General features: G+C 69.4%; 18 protein-coding genes. 13 read left to right on the forward strand and 5 right to left on the reverse strand.

Annotated features, from left to right (window positions below):
• Positions 1-13: 13 nt before the first annotated feature.
• The 12 genes from G510_RS0103220 to G510_RS15225 all read left to right on the forward strand — a co-directional run bounded on the left by G510_RS0103220 (position 14) and on the right by G510_RS15225 (position 10682).
• Complete coding sequence (locus tag G510_RS0103220) at positions 14-508, forward strand: YajQ family cyclic di-GMP-binding protein (protein WP_029152436.1); 495 nt, start codon at positions 14-16, stop codon at positions 506-508.
• A 318-nt stretch (positions 509-826) separates the two neighbouring features.
• On the forward strand, positions 827-1423 hold the full coding sequence (locus G510_RS15220) for a hypothetical protein (RefSeq protein ID WP_051216254.1): 597 nt from the start codon (positions 827-829) through the stop codon (positions 1421-1423).
• Between the two features lie 218 nt (positions 1424-1641).
• Complete coding sequence (locus tag G510_RS0103230) at positions 1642-2331, forward strand: HAD family hydrolase (RefSeq protein ID WP_029152437.1); 690 nt, start codon at positions 1642-1644, stop codon at positions 2329-2331.
• Between the two features lie 5 nt (positions 2332-2336).
• The gene (locus G510_RS0103235; RefSeq protein WP_029152438.1) at positions 2337-3338 is read left to right on the forward strand and encodes a PhnD/SsuA/transferrin family substrate-binding protein; all 1002 of its coding nucleotides are present in this window, start codon (positions 2337-2339) and stop codon (positions 3336-3338) included.
• Between the two features lie 2 nt (positions 3339-3340).
• Positions 3341-4156 carry a phosphonate ABC transporter ATP-binding protein gene (phnC, locus tag G510_RS0103240; protein ID WP_029152439.1) on the forward strand — a complete coding sequence of 272 codons (816 nt, stop codon included), beginning with the start codon at positions 3341-3343 and terminating at the stop codon, positions 4154-4156.
• Positions 4153-4947, forward strand: coding sequence for a phosphonate ABC transporter, permease protein PhnE (gene phnE / locus G510_RS0103245; protein ID WP_029152440.1), 795 nt, complete (start codon positions 4153-4155; stop codon positions 4945-4947). Before phnC ends, phnE (G510_RS0103245) begins: the two co-directional genes overlap by 4 nt.
• A complete protein-coding gene (gene phnE / locus G510_RS0103250; RefSeq protein ID WP_051216255.1) occupies positions 4944-5756 on the forward strand; it encodes a phosphonate ABC transporter, permease protein PhnE in 813 nt (270 codons plus the stop codon). The genes phnE (G510_RS0103245) and phnE (G510_RS0103250) overlap by 4 nt, the downstream gene beginning before the upstream one ends.
• Complete coding sequence (locus G510_RS0103255; protein ID WP_029152442.1) at positions 5734-6594, forward strand: MurR/RpiR family transcriptional regulator; 861 nt, start codon at positions 5734-5736, stop codon at positions 6592-6594. The genes phnE (G510_RS0103250) and G510_RS0103255 overlap by 23 nt, the downstream gene beginning before the upstream one ends.
• A 97-nt stretch (positions 6595-6691) precedes the next feature.
• Positions 6692-7243 carry a diaminobutyrate acetyltransferase gene (gene ectA / locus G510_RS0103260; RefSeq protein WP_029152443.1) on the forward strand — a complete coding sequence of 184 codons (552 nt, stop codon included), beginning with the start codon at positions 6692-6694 and terminating at the stop codon, positions 7241-7243.
• An 80-nt stretch (positions 7244-7323) separates the two neighbouring features.
• Entirely contained in the window at positions 7324-8601 is a 1278-nt protein-coding gene (gene ectB / locus G510_RS0103265) for a diaminobutyrate--2-oxoglutarate transaminase (RefSeq protein WP_051216257.1), read from the forward strand.
• Between the two features lie 14 nt (positions 8602-8615).
• Complete coding sequence (locus tag G510_RS0103270) at positions 8616-9005, forward strand: ectoine synthase (RefSeq protein WP_029152445.1); 390 nt, start codon at positions 8616-8618, stop codon at positions 9003-9005.
• 219 nt (positions 9006-9224) lie between these two features.
• Entirely contained in the window at positions 9225-10682 is a 1458-nt protein-coding gene (locus G510_RS15225) for a DEAD/DEAH box helicase (RefSeq protein ID WP_051216259.1), read from the forward strand.
• Between the two features lie 58 nt (positions 10683-10740).
• On the opposite strand, the gene G510_RS0103280 is transcribed toward G510_RS15225, so the two are convergent.
• The 4 genes from G510_RS0103280 to G510_RS0103295 are packed head-to-tail and all read right to left on the reverse strand — an operon-like array spanning position 10741 to position 15258.
• On the reverse strand, positions 10741-12114 hold the full coding sequence (locus G510_RS0103280; RefSeq protein ID WP_029152446.1) for an FAD-dependent oxidoreductase: 1374 nt from the start codon (positions 12112-12114) through the stop codon (positions 10741-10743).
• 27 nt (positions 12115-12141) lie between these two features.
• A complete protein-coding gene (locus G510_RS0103285; RefSeq protein WP_029152447.1) occupies positions 12142-13203 on the reverse strand; it encodes a polyprenyl synthetase family protein in 1062 nt (353 codons plus the stop codon).
• Positions 13204-13223: 20 nt separating this feature from the next.
• The gene (locus tag G510_RS0103290; protein WP_029152448.1) at positions 13224-13940 is read right to left on the reverse strand and encodes a demethylmenaquinone methyltransferase; all 717 of its coding nucleotides are present in this window, start codon (positions 13938-13940) and stop codon (positions 13224-13226) included.
• A gap of 52 nt (positions 13941-13992) precedes the next feature.
• Positions 13993-15258, reverse strand: coding sequence for an isochorismate synthase (locus G510_RS0103295; RefSeq protein ID WP_029152449.1), 1266 nt, complete (start codon positions 15256-15258; stop codon positions 13993-13995).
• Between the two features lie 64 nt (positions 15259-15322).
• Between G510_RS0103295 and G510_RS0103300 the strand changes: the two genes are divergently transcribed.
• The gene (locus tag G510_RS0103300) at positions 15323-15883 is read left to right on the forward strand and encodes a DUF402 domain-containing protein (RefSeq protein WP_029152450.1); all 561 of its coding nucleotides are present in this window, start codon (positions 15323-15325) and stop codon (positions 15881-15883) included.
• Positions 15884-15941: 58 nt separating this feature from the next.
• Here the strand turns inward: G510_RS0103300 and G510_RS0103305 are convergent, their stop codons facing one another.
• On the reverse strand, positions 15942-17054 hold the full coding sequence (locus G510_RS0103305) for a glycerate kinase (protein ID WP_029152451.1): 1113 nt from the start codon (positions 17052-17054) through the stop codon (positions 15942-15944).
• Positions 17055-17061: the final 7 nt, after the last annotated feature.

Consider the following 17061-nt stretch of genomic DNA (forward strand, 5'->3'; position numbering starts at 1 on the left):
GTAGGATCGAGCCATGGCTGATTCATCTTTTGACGTCGTTTCCGAGATCGACCGCCAGGAGGCGGACAACGCCTTGAACCAGGCGCGCAAGGAGGTCGCCCAGCGCTACGACTTCCGCGGCACCGATGCCGAGGTGTCATGGTCGGGCGAGCAGATCCTCATCGTCGCGAACACGGAGGACCGCGCCACGGCGGTGCTCGATGTTCTGCAGACGAAGATGATCAAGCGGGGCATCTCGCTCAAGAGCCTCGACAGCGGCGAACCGTTCGAGAGCGGCAAGCAGGTGCGCATCGTCACCTCCCTCAAGGAGGGCATCGCCCAGGAGGTCGCGAAGAAGATCGGCAAGATCATCCGCGACGAGGCACCCAAGGGCGTTAAGAGCCAGATCCAGGGCGAGGAGATCCGCGTGAGCTCGAAGAGCCGCGACGACCTGCAGACGGTCATCGCGCTCCTCAAGGGCAAGCAGGAAGACCTCGACGTGGCGCTACAGTTCCAGAACTTCCGTTAGCAGACGCTGACCGGGGCGTCTAGGCCTAGCGGGAGGCGCGCGGCCTTCGTATGCTCAGGACTATGAACATCCTGTTTTGAATCATTGTCATCGTCGCAGTCGTCCTGCTGGTCGTCGGCGGTGTCGTAGAAGCCGTCCGTTTCCTGTTGTGGGTCGGTATCGCACTCGTGCTGATCGCCGTCATCGCATGGGCGATACGCAAGATCTCCGGCAATAAGAGGTAGCCGGCCGTCGCACACCGGGTCCGCGCAGCGCGTCCTGCGCTCACGATCCGGTGGCTGACGGTACTCCTGCCGTCAGCCCCGTAAAGTGATCCGCATGCACACCCCGCCGCTCCACGATGCGGTCGCGGCCATCGCCCGCGACCGGCAGGCCGGGCGTCTCGACAGGTGGAGCTGGTCGACCGTCATCGACGAGAACGTCGGCGAGGCGGTTATCGAGCGCGAGGTCTTCGCGCGGATCCATGAGTCAGGCGACATCGACGCCGCCTTCCCGATAGGCAACGCGGGCCTCGTTCATGTGTACGGCTATCTCTTCTCGAGCGTGGTCACACCCTATGGCTACAAGAGCGATCGCTGGAACGATGGTGTTCTCGCGAGCTCGCTCGGGTTGCCGGCGGACCACTTCCAGCTCGGCGCCAGCGATGACGAGACGCCGCTCGAGCGCGTGCTCGGCGCCGCGATGCCCCTCCTGACGGATCCCCCGGCGAGCGCACGGCTCGAATCGTGGCGGGTCGACGATGTCGAGCAGAGGGCCGTCCTCACCGACGGCGCACTCATTTCGGGCCTCGACGATGGTTCCGGTCTGCGGCTCCTGACGATCTTCCCCGTCGCCGACGCGAACGCCTTCGCGCGCGACCTCACCGAGGATCCGCCCCGCCTGCGCTGGAACGCGGCCCGCACGCCCCGCACCTGACACCGTTTCGCACGTGGTGCGGCTCGGACCGCCGAACCCCCGCTTCGACTGGGACACGGTTCGAAGTGTGTCCCAGTTGGCGCCGGAACAGCGGCCATATTTCCGCACGAAGCGGGACATGGTTCGACCCGGCACGCAATGTTCACCTGCGCGTAAGCGATGCGTCCACGTCATTGGGTTATCGTGAACGCATCGTCCATCAGGATCAGGGAGAGCGCGTGGCATCAACGATCGTCTTCGACTTCGACGGAACCGTCGTCGTCGGCAATGGCCCGGTTCTCGCGTACGCCCGCCAGATGGCGCGGTACGCGGACGATGCATTCCTCGAGCGCACGATCGCGACGATCGAGGCGTTCGAAGCCGGGCAGACGGATCGCTTCCGCGACGGATACGACGTCGTCGGCACCCTCGCCGCCGAGGCAGGGATCGGATCCGACGATCGCCAGCGCGCATACTTCGCCAGCCGCGCGCAGCTCGGATCCGCCGAACCGGCCGCGGCGGCGCCGGGGCTGAAGGAGATCCTCGAGCAGCTCCCCGACGCCACCCGCGTGGTGCTCGCCACCAACGCACCCGAGGCGGGCGTCGTCAGCGCCCTCGGCGGTTGGGGCGTGCTGGATCACTTCGACGAGTTCGTGTACGACACCGGCAAGCCCGCGGGCCTGACCCCGATCGTCGAGCGCGCGATCGCGGACGGCCCCGTGCTGTCGGTGGGCGACATCGTCGAGAACGACCTCGCCCCGGCCGCCGAGCTCGGCGCCGACACGGCCCTGGTCGGCGCGACCGCGGCGACGAGCACCTCTTCCGTGACGATGCGGGCGCTGACGCTCGCCGAGCTCGCGGACCAGATCGTGGCGTGGGCACACGCCGCTGAGCACGACACCACAGCACACCCCATTTCCGAAAGGTAAGCACCATGCGCAAGCCCCTGCTCGCGGCCGGAGCCGTCGCGATCCTCTCCCTCGGCCTTGCCGGCTGCGCCGCCGACGACGGCGGATCCGCGGACGGCGAATGGCCCGACGAGATCACGCTCTCGCTCGTGCCCTCGGTCGAGGGCGAGGACCTCGCCGAGGCGCTCGACCCGCTCACCGCCTATCTCTCGGACGGCCTCGGCATCGACGTGAACGGCGTCGTCGCGAACAACTACGCGGCGACCGTCGAGGCGCTCGGATCCGACCAGTCGCAGGTCATCATCAGCGACGCCGGATCGCTGTACAACGCCATCCAGCAGTACGACGCGCAGCTCGTCCTGCGCGACGTGCGCTTCGGCGCGACCGCGTATTCGGCCGTCGCCTACACGAACGACCCCGACAAGTACTGCGACGACGAGCCTGTCATGGCGACCTACGACGCGGGCCCCGCGGAGCTGTCGTACTGCAACGGGCTGGAAGAGGCCGGCGCTTCGGCCCTCGGTGAGGGCGGCCCCATCGGCATCGAGCACCTGGCCGACGCCAAGGGCGCGAAAGTCGCGCTGCAGTCGGCGACGAGCCCGGCCGGCTACCAGTACCCCGTCGTCGCCATGCGCGAGCAGGGCCTCGACACCGACAAGGACATCGAGCAGATTCCGGTCGAAGGCAACAACAACGCGATCATTGCTGTCGCGAACGGCGACGCCGAGATCGGCTTCGCCTACTGGGACGCCCGCGTCACGGTCACGGAGGAGTTCCCCGACATCGCGGACAAGGCCGTCGCCTTCGCCTACACCGAGATGATCCCGAACGGCGGCGTCGCCGTGTCGAACACGCTGCCCGACGACCTCACGGCCGAGCTCACGACCCTGCTCGATGACTACGCCGACTCCTCCGACGAGGCAGCCGACGTGATGTTCAACCTCGTCGGCCTGTCCGATTGGACGAGCGAGACCGCCGAGGACGAGATCACCCGCTACGGCGAGATCCTCGAAGAGTTCGCAGGCTGAGTATGACGAACGACGTTCACGCCGCGGGGGCCGAGGCTCCCGCGGCGTGGCCGATCCGTCTCGAGGACGCATCGGTCACCTACCCCAACGGCACGACCGCGCTCAAGAACGTGTCGCTCACGATCGAGCCGGGCGAGATCGTCTCGATCGTCGGGCTCAGCGGTTCCGGAAAGTCGACGCTGATCCGCACGATCAACGGCCTCGTTCCCGTCACGAGCGGCACCATCGATGTCGGCCCATACGAGGTCTCCTCGCTCAAGGGCCGCGGCATGCGCGAGCTGCGCTCGAGCATCGGCATGATCTTCCAGGCGTTCAACCTCGCCGAGCGCGTCGACGTGTACCGCAACACCCTCGTCGGGCGCTTCGCCGGGCAGAGCCCGCTGCGCTCTTTCTTCGGCATCGCGAGCGCTGAGGACCGCAGGATCGCGCTCGAGGCGCTCGATTCCGTCGGCATGCTCGAGAAGGTATGGACGCGCGCCGGATCCCTGTCGGGCGGCCAGAAGCAGCGCGTCGCGATCGCGCGCGCCCTGTCGCAGGATCCTCGCGTCATGCTCGCCGACGAGCCCGTCGCGAGCCTGGATCCGCCCACCGCGCACTCGGTCATGAACGAGCTCGTGCGGCTCAACTCCGAGCGCGGGCTGACGGTGCTCGTGAACCTGCACCTCATGGACCTCGCGCGGGAGTACACCACGCGCATGATCGGCCTGCGCGCCGGTGAGGTCGTCTACGACGGCCCCGCATCGAGCGCGAAGGATGCGGATTTCGAGCAGATCTACGGGCGCCGGATCCAGCCGCAGGACCGCCTGGAGACGACGTGAGCCTCGTCGTCCCGCCGAAGCCGCGCACCTGGCCGAAGACGGTTCTCATCCTGGGGGCCCTCGTCGTCCTGACCGTGCTCACGTGCCTGCCGGCGATCGGCGGAGTCGACGTCGACTTCGGCGCGATCACGCGCAACTGGCGCAACGGCGCGAACAAGATGGCGCAGCTGCTGCAGCCCGACTTCGCGTTCCTGCCGCGCACGTTCCTGCCCATGCTCGAGACGCTGCAGATGGCGCTCGTCGGGGCGGCGTTCGCCGCTCTCGTCTCGATCCCGCTCACGCTGTGGGCGGCTCGGCCGACGAACCCCAACGGCGTGACGCGGCGCATCGTGCGCGCGGTGATCAACGTGATCCGCTCGGTGCCCGACCTCGTGTACGCGACGATCCTCGTCGCCCTGACGGGTGTCGGCGCGCTGCCCGGCCTCCTGACCCTGTTCCTCTTCGACATCGGCGTGATCGTGAAGCTCGTCTCGGAAGCGATCGACTCCGACAAGCACGCCTATCTCGAGGCGGGGCACGCCGCGGGCGCGACGCAGTCGCAGCTCAACCGTGCGCTCGCGCTGCCGCAGTCGCTGCCGCTGTTCTGGAACCAGTGGCTGTACGCCCTCGAGCTCAACGTGCGCATCTCGGCGATCCTCGGAATCGTCGGCGCCGGCGGCATCGGCCGCCTGTTGAACGAGCGGTTCGGCTTCTACGCTTATGACGACGTGTCGATCATCATCCTCGAGATCCTCGTCGTCGTGATCATCATCGAGGTCTGCTCGAACCTGCTGAGACGGAGGATCACATGAGCGCGCTTCCCACGCGCCCGTCCAAGACGGCGACGACCCTCTGGTCGGTGATCGTCGGGCTCGTCATCCTCGCGTGCCTGGCCTTCCTCGATGTCGATTGGCAAGGACTCCTCGACCTCCCCCGCTCGACGTGGGAATACGGCGTCCTGATGTTCGCCGATCCGACGTGGGACAAGCTGCCGCGCGCCCTGTTCGAGACCTGGCGGTCGATCTCGATGGCCTGGCTCGGAGCGATCCTTTGCGTCGTCCTGTCGATCCCTCTCGGCATGCTCGCCGCGCACGGCGTCGGCCCCCTCTGGCTGCGCACGATCCTTCGCGGCATCTTCGCCGTGATCCGCGCCGTGCCCGAGGTCATCATCGCGCTGATCCTGCTGACGGTCACGGGCCTGACACCGTTCACCGGTGCGCTGGCCCTCGGCATCGCCGGCATCGGAACGCAGGGCAAGTGGGTCTACGAGACGATCGAGTCGCTCAACGACGACGCCTCCGAGGCGATCGCCGCAGCGGGCGGCGGCAAGGTCGCGATCCTCCGGTGGGCGCTGTGGCCGGCCGCGATGCCGACGCTCATGTCGTTCGCGCTGTACCGCTTCGAGCTCAACATCCGCATGTCGGCGGTGCTCGGTCTCGTCGGGGCCGGCGGCATCGGATCGATGCTGTCGAACTACACGAACTACCGCGAGTGGGGCACGGTCGGCATGCTGCTGATCGTGGTGATCGCCGCCACGATGGTCGTCGACGCGATCTCCGGCGCGATCCGCCGCCGCATCATGGAGGGAGCCACGAACCGTGGTCTGGTCAGGCGCCGCTGACGCCCCGCTGACCGTGCGCATCCGCGCGCTCGCCCCGTCGCTGCACGCGGGCGAGCTGCGGGTCGCCGAGTTCATCGCGGCGGATCTCGCATCCGCCGTCGAATCGACGGCGCAGGACGTCGCCGACCAGGCGGGCGCGGGGCGCGCGACCGTGGTGCGCACGGCGCAGACCCTCGGCTACGACGGGTACCCCCAGCTGCGGGTCGCCGCGGCGCAGGAGCTGTCGCACCTGTCCTCCCCCGACGAGTCCGACGGCACCCTGCACGGGGCCTTGCGCGCCGCCGCCGAGCGGTTCGCGGCCCGGATCGGCGACTCGGTGTCGGCGATCACGGAGGAGTCGCTGCGCGCCGCCATCACCGCCCTCGACGAGGCCGGCCGCGTGCTGATCGTCGCGAACGGGCTGAGCTCGCCGCTCGGCCTCGACATGCAGCTGCGGCTGACGGCGGCGGGGCGACCCGCGGAGATCCTGCAGGACTCCCTCGCCCAGCGCATCGCGGCCCGACAGCTGTCGTCGAACGACGTGTGTGTGATCGTGTCCGGGTCGGGCGCGAACGACGCGTCGCTCGCGGTGATGCGCTCGGCCCGCGAGGCCGGCGCGCGCGTGCTCGCGATCACGTCCTTCTCGCGCTCGCCGCTCGTCGAGGGCTCAGACGCGGCGCTCGTCGTGCCGTCGACCGCCGATTCCTTCCAGGACGAGCTGCTGCATACGTCCCGGGTCGCGCTCATGCTCGTCGTCGAGTCGCTCATGGACGCCCTGATCGCGCACCGCGGCGAGCGCGGCCGCGAGGCGCGCGACGCCGTGCTGCGGGTGCTCGGCACGGCGATCTCGGAGTCGTAGCGGTCGATCGGCCCGCACAATAGCAAAATCGCGGCACGCTCGCACCATACGCGCCGTGGGTTGCAGAAGCTGATTAACCCGGTATCGTCCTTGACACATGTCTTCGCAGCGCTCGCAGGATCTCGAAACCGATGGTCACCAGACTGTCGCGGTTCGTCCTCCGCGAATGGCCGACGGCGCAGGCATGTGGCGGGTCGCTCGCGACTCCGAGACTCTCGACCTCAACTCGTCGTACGCGTACGTCCTGTTCGCGCGCGATTTCGCTCCGACGTGCCGTGTGGCGCTCGAGGGTGACAAGGTCGTGGGATTTGTTCTCGGGTACCGGCGCCCCGCGCACCCGGATCGGCTCTTCGTCTGGCAGGTCGCGGTCGACGCGAACCAGCGCGGCAAGGGACTGTCCGGACGCCTGCTCGACGACCTCGTCGCAGGCGCGCGCACAGATGGATCTCCCATCGAGTGGCTCGAGACCACCATCACGGACGACAACATCGCCTCACAGCGGTTGTTCGCGTCGTTCGCGAGGCGTTGGTCTGCGGAGGAGCACGTCGCGGCGCTCTTCCTCACCGACCACTTCCCCGACGCGCACGATCCTGAACCGGTGCATGTGATCGGCCCCCTGAGCCACGCACCGGCAGCCGCGGAAGTCTGAGGCATTCCGGCTCAGCCGCGTGATGCCTGTTGCATCGCGCGTCGCTGCCCCAGCGGGGCATTCCCTCAAGGAAGAACCCGATGAACATTACGGAAGACCCGTCCACCTCCACGCTCGCCGCCCGTGAGTCCGAAGTACGCAGTTACTCGCGCTCCTGGCCGACCACGTTCGACCGCGCGCAGGGATCCACGCTGTACAACGTCGATGGAAAGCCGTACCTCGACTTCTTCGCCGGCGCCGGCGCGCTGAACTACGGCCACAACAACCCCGTGCTCAAGGAAGCGCTGCTCGACTACATCTCGAGCGACCGCATCATCCACTCATTGGACATGTTCACTGAGGCGCGCACCGACTTCCTCAACACGTTCGGCGAGATGATCCTCGCCCCGCGCAACCTCGACTACCGCGTCGTCTTCCCCGGCCCGGGCGGCGCGAACGCCGTCGAGGCGGCGCTCAAGCTCGCGCGTAAGGTGACCGGCCGCGAATCGGTCATCAACTTCACGAACGCGTTCCACGGCATGACACTCGGCGCGCTGTCGGTCACCGGCAACTCGCTCAAGCGCGGCGGCGCGGGTGTGCCGCTCGTGCACGCGACGCCGATGCCGTTCGATGACTACTTCGGTCGCGACTACCCCGACTTCTTCTACTTCGAGCGTCTCCTGACGGACACCGGCTCGGGCCTCAACAAGCCCGCCGCTGTCATCGTCGAGACGGTCCAGGGCGAGGGCGGCATCAACGCCGCTCGTGCTGAGTGGCTGCGCGGCCTGTCCGAGCTGTGCCGCAAGCACGACATCCTGCTGATCCTCGACGACGTGCAGATGGGCTGCGGCCGCACGGGCGGGTTCTTCAGCTTCGAGGAAGCCGGCATTGAGCCCGACATGGTGTGCCTGTCGAAGTCGATCTCGGGCAGCGGCCTGCCGATGGCACTGACGCTCGTCCGCCCCCAGCTCGACATTTGGGAGCCCGGCGAGCACAACGGCACCTTCCGCGGCATCGCGCCGGCGTTCGTCACGGCGACCGAGGCGATCCGCACGTTCTGGGCGGACGACGCCCTCGAGCGCTCGACGCTCGCGAAGGGCGCGCGGATCGAGAGCCGCTTCAACGCGCTCTCGGCCGCACACCCGGGAGCGGGCCTGGTCGCCAAGGGACGCGGGCTCGCACGCGGGCTGCAGTTCGCCGACGGCGAGACGGCTGGACGCGTCGCGGCCGGATGCTTCGAGCGCGGTCTGCTCGTGGAGACGTCCGGGCCCGAGGACGAGGTGCTCAAGCTGCTGCCGGCCCTCACGATCACGAACGATGAGCTCGATCGCGGGCTCGACATCATCGAATCCGCCACCGACGCCGCGCTCGCGGCCTGAACGAAGGAGAGCGCATGCTCGTACGCACCCTTGACGAGGTCGAAGGAACCGACGACGACATCCAGAGCGAGAACTGGCGCAGCAAGCGCATCATTCTCGCGCGGGAGGGCGTCGGCTTCTCCGTCCACGAGACGACGCTCTACGCCGGAACCGAGAGCTTCTTCTGGTACGCCAACCACATCGAGGCGGTCTTCATCACGTCCGGCGAGGGCGAGATCGAAGACATGGCCACCGGCGAGGTGCACCAGCTGAAGCCCGGCTCGCTGTACCTGCTCAACAACCACGACAAGCACAAGGTCCGTCCGCGCACGGAGATCAAGTGCGTGTGCGTGTTCAACCCGCCGGTCACCGGCCGCGAGGTGCACGACGAGAACGGGGTCTACCCGCTCGTCACCGAGGGCTGAACCTCAGATCTGACGCGCGCCGTCGGGCTCCTTCGCGGGAGCCCGACGGCGCGCGTTTCATGAACGCGGGTGACGCCCAGGTGACATGGGTAGACTCGCACCGAACGCTTCGTGCGTTCGTCGTCGCGGTCGCTCGAGCAATTCTGCTCGCGCCGCTCCCGTGGCGAATCGGATTCGGCATCCGCCGCGTTCGCCCCACCCTCACCGAGAGATATCTCTATGTCCTCTGCCCCCGTGCAGGAAAAGTCCTTCGCCGACCTCGGCGTTCCTTCCAACCTCGTCGACGTGCTCATCGCGGTCGACCGCCCGACCCCCTTCCCGATCCAGACGGCGACCCTTCCGTCCACCCTCGCGGGCTGCGACGTGCTCGGTCGCGGCAAGACCGGATCCGGCAAGACGCTCGCGTTCGCGATCCCGCTCGTCGCGCGCCTCGCCGGCATCAAGCGCACCCCCGGCCGCCCCTCGGGTCTGGTCCTCGCACCGACCCGTGAGCTGGCCACGCAGATCGCCAACGTGATCGTGCCGCTCGCGAAGGCCGCGGGCCTCACCGTGACGACCGTCTTCGGCGGCGTCTCGCAGCGCCCCCAGGAGCAGGCCTTCCGCGCCGGCGTCGACATCGTCGTCGCCTGCCCCGGCCGCCTCGAAGACCTCATCAACCAGAAGATCGTCTCGCTCCAGGGCGTGCAGATCACGATTCTCGACGAGGCCGACCACATGGCCGACCTCGGCTTCCTGCCGGGCGTGACGCGCCTGCTCTCGCAGACGCCGACCGACGGTCAGCGCATGCTGTTCTCGGCGACGCTCGACAACGGCGTGGACAAGATCGCGAAGCGGTTCCTCTCGAACCCGGTCGAGCACTCGGTCGACTCGGCCGAGTCACACGTGCCCGACATGACGCACCACGTGTTCGAGTCGGTCGACGCCGACGACAAGAAGGATCTCGTGCGCGCCCTCGCGGCCGGCAACGGCAAGCGGATCATCTTCTCCCGCACGAAGCACCAGGCCAAGCGCCTCGCGAAGCAGCTCACCGCGTCGGGGATCCCCGCCGTCGATCTGCAGGGCAACCTGTCGCAGAACGCGCGCGACCGCAACCTCGGCGCGCTGCTCGACGGCAGCGTCAAGGTGCTCGTCGCAACCGACGTCGCGGCCCGCGGCGTGCACATCGACGGCATCGACCTCGTCGTGCACATGGATCCGCCCGCCGACCACAAGGCGTACCTGCACCGTTCGGGCCGCACCGCCCGCGCCGGCGCCTCGGGCGACGTCGTGACGGTCATGACGCCCGACCAGCGCAGCGAGGTCGGCCAGCTGCTGCGCCGCGCCGGCATCAAGGCGCAGCCGCAGCGCGTGAGCGCGACGAGCCCGGCGGTCGCCGAGCTCGTCGGCGAGCTCGCCGAGCCGGTCGCCCCGCGTCCCGGCGGCCCCGGATCGGGCAACGCCCCGGCCGAGGGATCCACCGGCGGCGGCACGTCGCAGGGCGCGAACGCGCGTCGCAAGCGCGCGGCCCGCAGCGGTCAGGGCGGCCAGGGCGGCCAGCAGTCCCGCGGCGGACGCGGTGGCCAGGGTCGTGGCGGCCAGGGCGGTCGTCCGGCCGGTCAGGGCGGTCAGCGCTCGGGCGGCGGACAGCGCCGCGGCGGCGGCTACGGCGGCGGCCAGCGTCAGGGCACGGCGCGCTGATCGCAGCGTGAGCATAAAGTGAGGGCCCGGTCATCCGACCGGGCCCTCACTTTTCGGCTTACTCGCCGCGGGAGATCTTCACCATCTCGTCGCGCGGCACGACCTTGACGCGCGCCCGGCCCTGCGGTTCGCCGAGGGCGACCTCGTGCTCGTCGAGGCGGTGCCAGCCGTCGAGGTCGGTCCACTCCACGCCGCGCGACTCGAGCAGCGCGGGGATCGCCTCGGCCGACGGATCCTCCGGCTGCCACCACGAGCTCTGGTCGTTCACGAGGTGCGTGACGGTCTCCATGGCGTCCGACTTGGTGTGGCCGATCAGGCCGACTGGGCCGCGCTTGATCCAGCCGGTCGCGTAGACGCCGGGCACGATGTCGTTCGAGTCCTCGGCGAGCACCTGGCCCTCGTGGTTCGGGATCACGCCGTGGCGCTCGTCGAACGGCAGGCCCGGCAGCGCGGATCCGAAGTACCCGACGGCGCGGTACAGCTGCGAGAGCTTCTGCTCGCGCACCTCGCCCGTGCCCACGACCCCGCCAGCGCCGTCGGACGTGGTCCGCTCGTAGACGAGAGCGGTGACGTTGCCGTCGTCGTCGGTCTTCACCTCGACCGGCTTTGCCCAGAAGTGCAGGTGCAGGCGGCGGGAGGCCTCGCCGCCGGTGCCGTTCGCGCTCGGACGCTCGCGCCATTTCTGCAGCACCCGGTCGATGACCTTGACCTGCTTGTTCGTGGCGATCGCCTCGCGGGACGCCTCGTCGTAGTCGAAGTCCTCATCGTAGACGACCACGTCGACGTCGTTCATGTCGCCCAGCTCGCGCAGCTCGAGCGGCGTGAACTTCACCTGCGCCGGCCCGCGGCGACCGAACACGTGCACGTCGGTCACGGGCGAGGCCTTCAGCACGTCGTACACGTTCTGCGGGATCTCGGTCGGCAGCAGGTCGTCGGCGTGCTTCGCAAGGATCCGCGCGGCGTCGAGGGCGACGTTGCCGTTGCCGATCATGCCGACGTGCTCGCCCTCGATCGTCCAGGTGCGCGGAACGTCCGGGTGCCCGTCATACCAGCTGACGAAGTCAGCGGCGCCGAAGGATCCCTTCGCGTCGATGCCCGGGATGTCGAGAGCCGCATCGCGGATCGCCCCGGTCGAGAAGATGACCGCGTTGTAGTGCTTCTTCAGGTCGTCGAGCGTGATGTCCTCGCCGTAGGTCACGTTGCCGAAGATGCGGATGTCGCCGCGGTCGAGCACATCGCGCAGCGCGTTGACGACGCCCTTGATCCGCGGGTGGTCCGGCGCGACGCCGTAGCGCACGAGGCCGTACGGCGCGGGGAGCTTCTCGAACAGATCGATCGACACGTCGAAGTTGCGCTCCGTGCGCAGCAGGATGTCGGCGGCGTAGATTCCGGCGGGGCCGGCCCCGACGATGGCGAGGCGAAGCGTGGTCATGTAATGCGGGTCCCTCTCGTGGAGCGGTCAGCTCGAGCGGTCGGCGAGCTGGCGGGCGAAGCGCGTCAGGGCCTCGCGCACTGGCCCGTTCGGCAGCGCGGAGAGGGCCTCGACGGCCTCGTTCGTCCAGCTCAGGGCAAGCGCGTGGGTGCGAGCCGTGACGGCGTGATCGCGCAGCTCGGCGAGCGGGCCGTCGAGGATCGCAGGATCCTCCCCTGCCGCGATCCGTTCGACGCCCTGGTCGATGCGCGCGAGCAGGTCGCGATCGTCTGCCGCATCGCTCGAGCGCAGCAGCAGGTACGGCATCGTCACGACACCCGCACGCAGGTCGGTGCCGGGCACCTTTCCGGTGTCGTCAGGGTTGTCCGACAGGTCGATGACGTCGTCGGCGAGCTGGAAGGCGACGCCCACCTTCTCGCCGTAGACGCGAAGCGGCTCGCGCACCTCGTCGGGCGCGTTCGCGAAGTACGCGCCGGACTGTGCGGCGGCGGCGATGAGGGAGCCGGTCTTGTCTGCGAGCACCTGCAGGTAGAAGTCGATCGGATCGTCGTCAGCGCCCGCGCCGACCGTCTCGTGCAGCTGGCCGATCACCAGCCGCTCGAAGGTCGTCGTCTGCATGTCGACCGCCTCGGCGCCGTGTCGGCCGAGCACGCGGCTCGCGCGCGAGAGCAGCAGGTCGCCGATGAGGATCGCCGTGGAGTTGTTCCATACGCGGTGCACCGAGGGAACGCCGCGGCGCGCGTCTGCGCTGTCCATGACGTCATCGTGGTACAGGGTTCCGAGGTGCATGAGCTCGAGCGCCACCGCGACGTCGCGCACGGCGGGCGTCATGCCGTCGCCGAGCTGAGCGGTGAGCAGGACGAGCATGGGGCGCACCCGCTTGCCGCCCGCCTCGTAGAGGTAGCGGGCAGACGCGTCGACCAGCGGATCGGCCGATGCCAGTTCCTCGGCGATCGCGCTCTCCACCTGCGTGAGGCCGTCCTCCAGCGTCCGGGCCAGGCGGCGCGCCGCGGGTCCGACGAAAATACGGTCACTCAGACCGAAGCGGCTCGCCAATTGCGAGCCCGTGGTGGCGGGGCTCGAAGTCACTCGTCTACCCTACCCGTTGGTTATGCGGCCACCGGCCGCGTCGCGCGATGAAGCGCGACGATGCCGCCGGTGAGGTTGCGGTGAGCGACAGCGGTCCAGCCCGCCTCGCGCATCCACGCCGCGAGCTCCCTCTGTGCGGGCCAATCGCGGATCGACTCGTTGAGGTAGTCGTAGGCGTCGCCGTTCGACGAGGCCACGCGCGCGATCCGCGGCAGAACCTGCGCGTTGTACCAACGGTAGAGCGCGCGGAAGGTCGCGTTCGGCGGGGTGGAGAACTCGTTGATCACGATGCGGCCGCCGGGCTTGGTGACGCGCAGCAGCTCCGCGAGCGCGACCTTCGGCTGTTGAACATTCCGCAGTCCGTACGACATGGTCACCGCATCGAACTCCGCGTCACCGAACGGCAGATCCATCGCGTCGGCGAGCGCGAAGCTCAGCCCGCGCATGTCGCCGAAGCGCCTCTGGCCCTGCGCAAGCATTCCGGCCGAGAAATCGGCGGCGACGACCTCGGCTCCGCGGCGGGCGAGCGCCGCGGACGATCGGCACGTTCCGGCCGCGAGGTCGAGGATCCGCTCGCCGGGCTTCGGATCGACCGCGCGCGTCGTCGCACGGCGCCACGCGGCATCGAGGCCGAACGTCATGGCGATGTTCGTGAGGTCGTACCGCGCGGCGACCGCGTCGAACATGCCGCTCACGGTCTGCGGATCCTTGCCCAGGTCAGCGCGATTCGAAGTCACGGCCCGAGTCTACGCGCGACCGCTTTGAGAGTGATCCGTGCCCGGGGGCGGATCAGGCCAGGGCATCAACTATGGGTCGGAACTTGACGCGAGTCTCGGTGAGTTCAGTCTCGGGAACAGATCCCTCGACGATGCCGCCGCCCGCGTGTGCGGAGACCGCGCGCGGTGCGTCGGACGACGGATCCGCGGGGGCGAACTGCGCGCCGCGCAGCGCGATCGCCCACTCGCCGTCGCCGTTCGCGTCGATCCAGCCGACCGGGCCCGCGTAGCGGCCGCGATCGAAGCCCTCGATGCGGCGGATCTCCGCCATGGCGCGGTCGGTCGGCGTGCCGGCGACGGCCGCGGTCGGGTGCATCGCGCGCACCATGTCGAGCGCGGATGCTCCGCCCGTCAGCGTGCCGCGCACGTCGGTCGCGAGATGCCAGAGATTCGGCAGCTCGAGCGGGAACGGATCGCCGTAGCGCAGCTCGCTCGTGTGCGGGTTCAGCGCGTCGATGACGCTGTCGACGGCGAACCGGTGCTCGGCGCGATCCTTGTCGCTGATCTGCAGCGCGCTCGATACCGCGTCGTCTTCGCCGGCGTCCGCGCCGCGCGGGCGCGTGCCGGCCAGCACGCGCGCGGCGACGGTGCCGCCCGCGACCGTGACGAGGGTCTCGGGGCTCGCGCCGATCATGCCGTCGACGGCATACGCCCACGTGTTGGGGTAGTCCTCGGTGAGGCTGCGCACGAGGCGGCGCAGATCCGCGTGCGGCGGCACGGTGCCGATGAGGTCCCGCGCGATCACGACCTTGCTGACCTCGCCAGATGCGATCACGGCGAGCGCCTCGCGCACGGCGGCGTCGTGCGCCTCGGGGTTCATGACGCCGGGGCCGAGGGTCGCCGACCACGACGGCCCGAGCGCGATGGGCTCGGCAACCGGAACGTCCGCGGCCGCGTCGGCAACGCGGATCCGCGTGAGCCACCAGCGGCCGTCGCGACGGCCGATGACGGTCGTCGGCACGACGAGCGTCGACGGCTGGGCCGACGATTCGTCGAACGCGAACGCGCCGAAACCGACGAGGCCCGTGCCGGGGAGCCCGACCTCGTCGTCGATGTCCGTCGTCTGCGAGATCGCGCGCCACAGATCCGCGATCGCCGAGATGCGTCCGTCCTCGGCGACGTCGATGTGCAGCAGGTCGCGCCCCGCGGCCACGAGCCCATCGCCCTGCCGGATCCATGCGGTCGGACTCGACGGATCGGCGAAGTCGAGGGCTTCGACGGGTTCGATCTCGCGCGTCGTCGCGATCAAGCGCGGCAGGGAAAGCGGTTCGGTCACGATGTCGATCCTATTGACGTCGGTATTCATTCCGGCTGGGAGGCGCCATACCCCATATTGTCGAGGGATGACCTCCTCGATCCGTCCCGGCACCAAGACCCATATCAATTGGCGCAAATGGGACGGCGGCCCGCACTGGGTCCACGAGGTCGTCTACCTGGGTCGCGACGAGTGGGGCGCGTGGTTCGGTCAGCGCCCGGGATGGCGCAGCCACCGCCCGGGTCGTGACACGCTTCTGCGCACGTCGTGCGTGATGCTGCTGCCCGATCCGCTGCCGGGCAGCGACCATGGCGCGGAGTGGATCCTCACCGTCAACGCGCGCCCGCAGCGCACGCGCGTGTACATCGATGTCGCGTGGGATGCCCGCTGGGACGAGGGCACGGCCGAGCCGACCGCGATCGACATGGATCTCGACGTGGTGCGCCGCACCGACCAGCGCGGCATCTACATCGACGACGAGGACGAGTGGGAGGAGCACCGAGTCGAGTACGGGTACCCCCTGCACGTCGTTAATCGGCTGGAGCTCGTGACGGCCGACCTGAAGCAGCGCGTCATCGACCGCACTCCCCCGTTCAACGAGGCGACCACCCACCCCTGGTTCGACGTGCTCGAGGCGCTCGACCTCTAGGCATACAGTGTCCCACTGACGCCCGAACGACAGCGCCGAGCGGGACATGGTTCGGCAGTCAGCCGGCCAGGCGTTCGCCCGCGTCTCGGAGGTAGCGCGCCGGGTCCGCGAGGGCCGCGGTCGAGGATCCCGCCAGCTCCGTCAGCGAAGCGGCGGCCGCGAACGCCGAGGCATCCGCATCGATCGCACCAGCGACGAGCTGCACCGGAACGCCTGCGTCCCGCGCGAGCTGGGCGACGTGGGCGGGGGCCTTCCCGGCCTCCGACTGGCCGTCGTATCGCCCCTCGCCGGTGACCACGAGGTCCGCCGAGGCGATGTCGGCGGCGAGGCCCGTCAGCTCGGCGATCGCGGCGGATCCCGGCACCAGCTCGGCTCCCCACACGAGCAGACCGAAGCCCGTACCGCCCGCCGCGCCCGCGCCGGGGCGCGCGGCGAGCTCGGTCGCGCCGAGGACCTCCGCCAGGTGGCCCAGCCCCGCATCAGCGCGCGCGATCTGCGCGTCGTCGAGGCCCTTCTGCGGCCCGAAGACCGCCGCCGCGCCGTCGGATCCCGTGAGCGGGTTCGTGACGTCGCTCAGCACCTGCACGCCGCCCGCGGGCAGCGGCCGGAGCGCGGTGAGCTCGGCCGAATCCACCTCGTCGAGACCGGTCGCACCGGGCGACACCGACGCGCCGAAGTCGTTGACGAACCGTGCGCCGAGCGCCGTGAGCACGCCGACGCCGCCGTCAGTCGAGGCGCTCGATCCGATGCCGAGGATGAGGCGCGAGACGCCGGCCGTGAGAGCCGCCGCGATGGCCTGACCGAATCCGAGCGTCGACGCGTCGGATCCGCGGCGCGCCTCGCCCAGCAGCTCGATGCCCGACGTGTTGGCCAGCTCGACAACACCCGTCCCCCCGGGAAGCTCGTCGGTGGCCGGGAGCTTCAACCACGAGGCCGTGATCGGGGCGCCCGCGGGCCCCGTCACCCGAACCGCCATGCGCTGAGCGCCGGGAACGGCCTTCTCGAACGCGTCGAGCGTGCCCTCGCCGCCGTCCGCCATCGGCCGGAACACGAAGGCGTCCGCGGGCGACGTGCGCACCCAGCCCTCGGCGATCGCGACGGCCGCATCGGCGGCCGAAATGGATCCCTTGAAGCTGTCGGGAGCGAGCACGATACGGCGGGGCGAAGTCATGGATCCA

It is taken from the genome of Microbacterium gubbeenense DSM 15944 (assembly GCF_000422745.1).
GTDB classification, from domain to species: domain Bacteria; phylum Actinomycetota; class Actinomycetes; order Actinomycetales; family Microbacteriaceae; genus Microbacterium; species Microbacterium gubbeenense.

What these genes read in the sequence shown, in the direction of transcription:
- G510_RS0103305 (WP_029152451.1), bottom strand. Translation starts at nt 17,054, where the DNA reads ATGACTTCGCCCCGCCGTATCGTGCTCGCTCCCGACAGCTTCAAGGGA.
- G510_RS0103235 (WP_029152438.1), top strand. Translation starts at nt 2,337, where the DNA reads ATGCGCAAGCCCCTGCTCGCGGCCGGAGCCGTCGCGATCCTCTCCCTC.
- G510_RS15225 (WP_051216259.1), top strand. Translation starts at nt 9,225, where the DNA reads ATGTCCTCTGCCCCCGTGCAGGAAAAGTCCTTCGCCGACCTCGGCGTT.
- phnC (WP_029152439.1), top strand. Translation starts at nt 3,341, where the DNA reads ATGACGAACGACGTTCACGCCGCGGGGGCCGAGGCTCCCGCGGCGTGG.
- ectB (WP_051216257.1), top strand. Translation starts at nt 7,324, where the DNA reads ATGAACATTACGGAAGACCCGTCCACCTCCACGCTCGCCGCCCGTGAG.
- G510_RS0103270 (WP_029152445.1), top strand. Translation starts at nt 8,616, where the DNA reads ATGCTCGTACGCACCCTTGACGAGGTCGAAGGAACCGACGACGACATC.
- G510_RS15220 (WP_051216254.1), top strand. Translation starts at nt 827, where the DNA reads ATGCACACCCCGCCGCTCCACGATGCGGTCGCGGCCATCGCCCGCGAC.
- G510_RS0103300 (WP_029152450.1), top strand. Translation starts at nt 15,323, where the DNA reads ATGACCTCCTCGATCCGTCCCGGCACCAAGACCCATATCAATTGGCGC.
- G510_RS0103220 (WP_029152436.1), top strand. Translation starts at nt 14, where the DNA reads ATGGCTGATTCATCTTTTGACGTCGTTTCCGAGATCGACCGCCAGGAG.
- ectA (WP_029152443.1), top strand. Translation starts at nt 6,692, where the DNA reads ATGTCTTCGCAGCGCTCGCAGGATCTCGAAACCGATGGTCACCAGACT.
- phnE (WP_051216255.1), top strand. Translation starts at nt 4,944, where the DNA reads ATGAGCGCGCTTCCCACGCGCCCGTCCAAGACGGCGACGACCCTCTGG.
- G510_RS0103280 (WP_029152446.1), bottom strand. Translation starts at nt 12,114, where the DNA reads ATGACCACGCTTCGCCTCGCCATCGTCGGGGCCGGCCCCGCCGGAATC.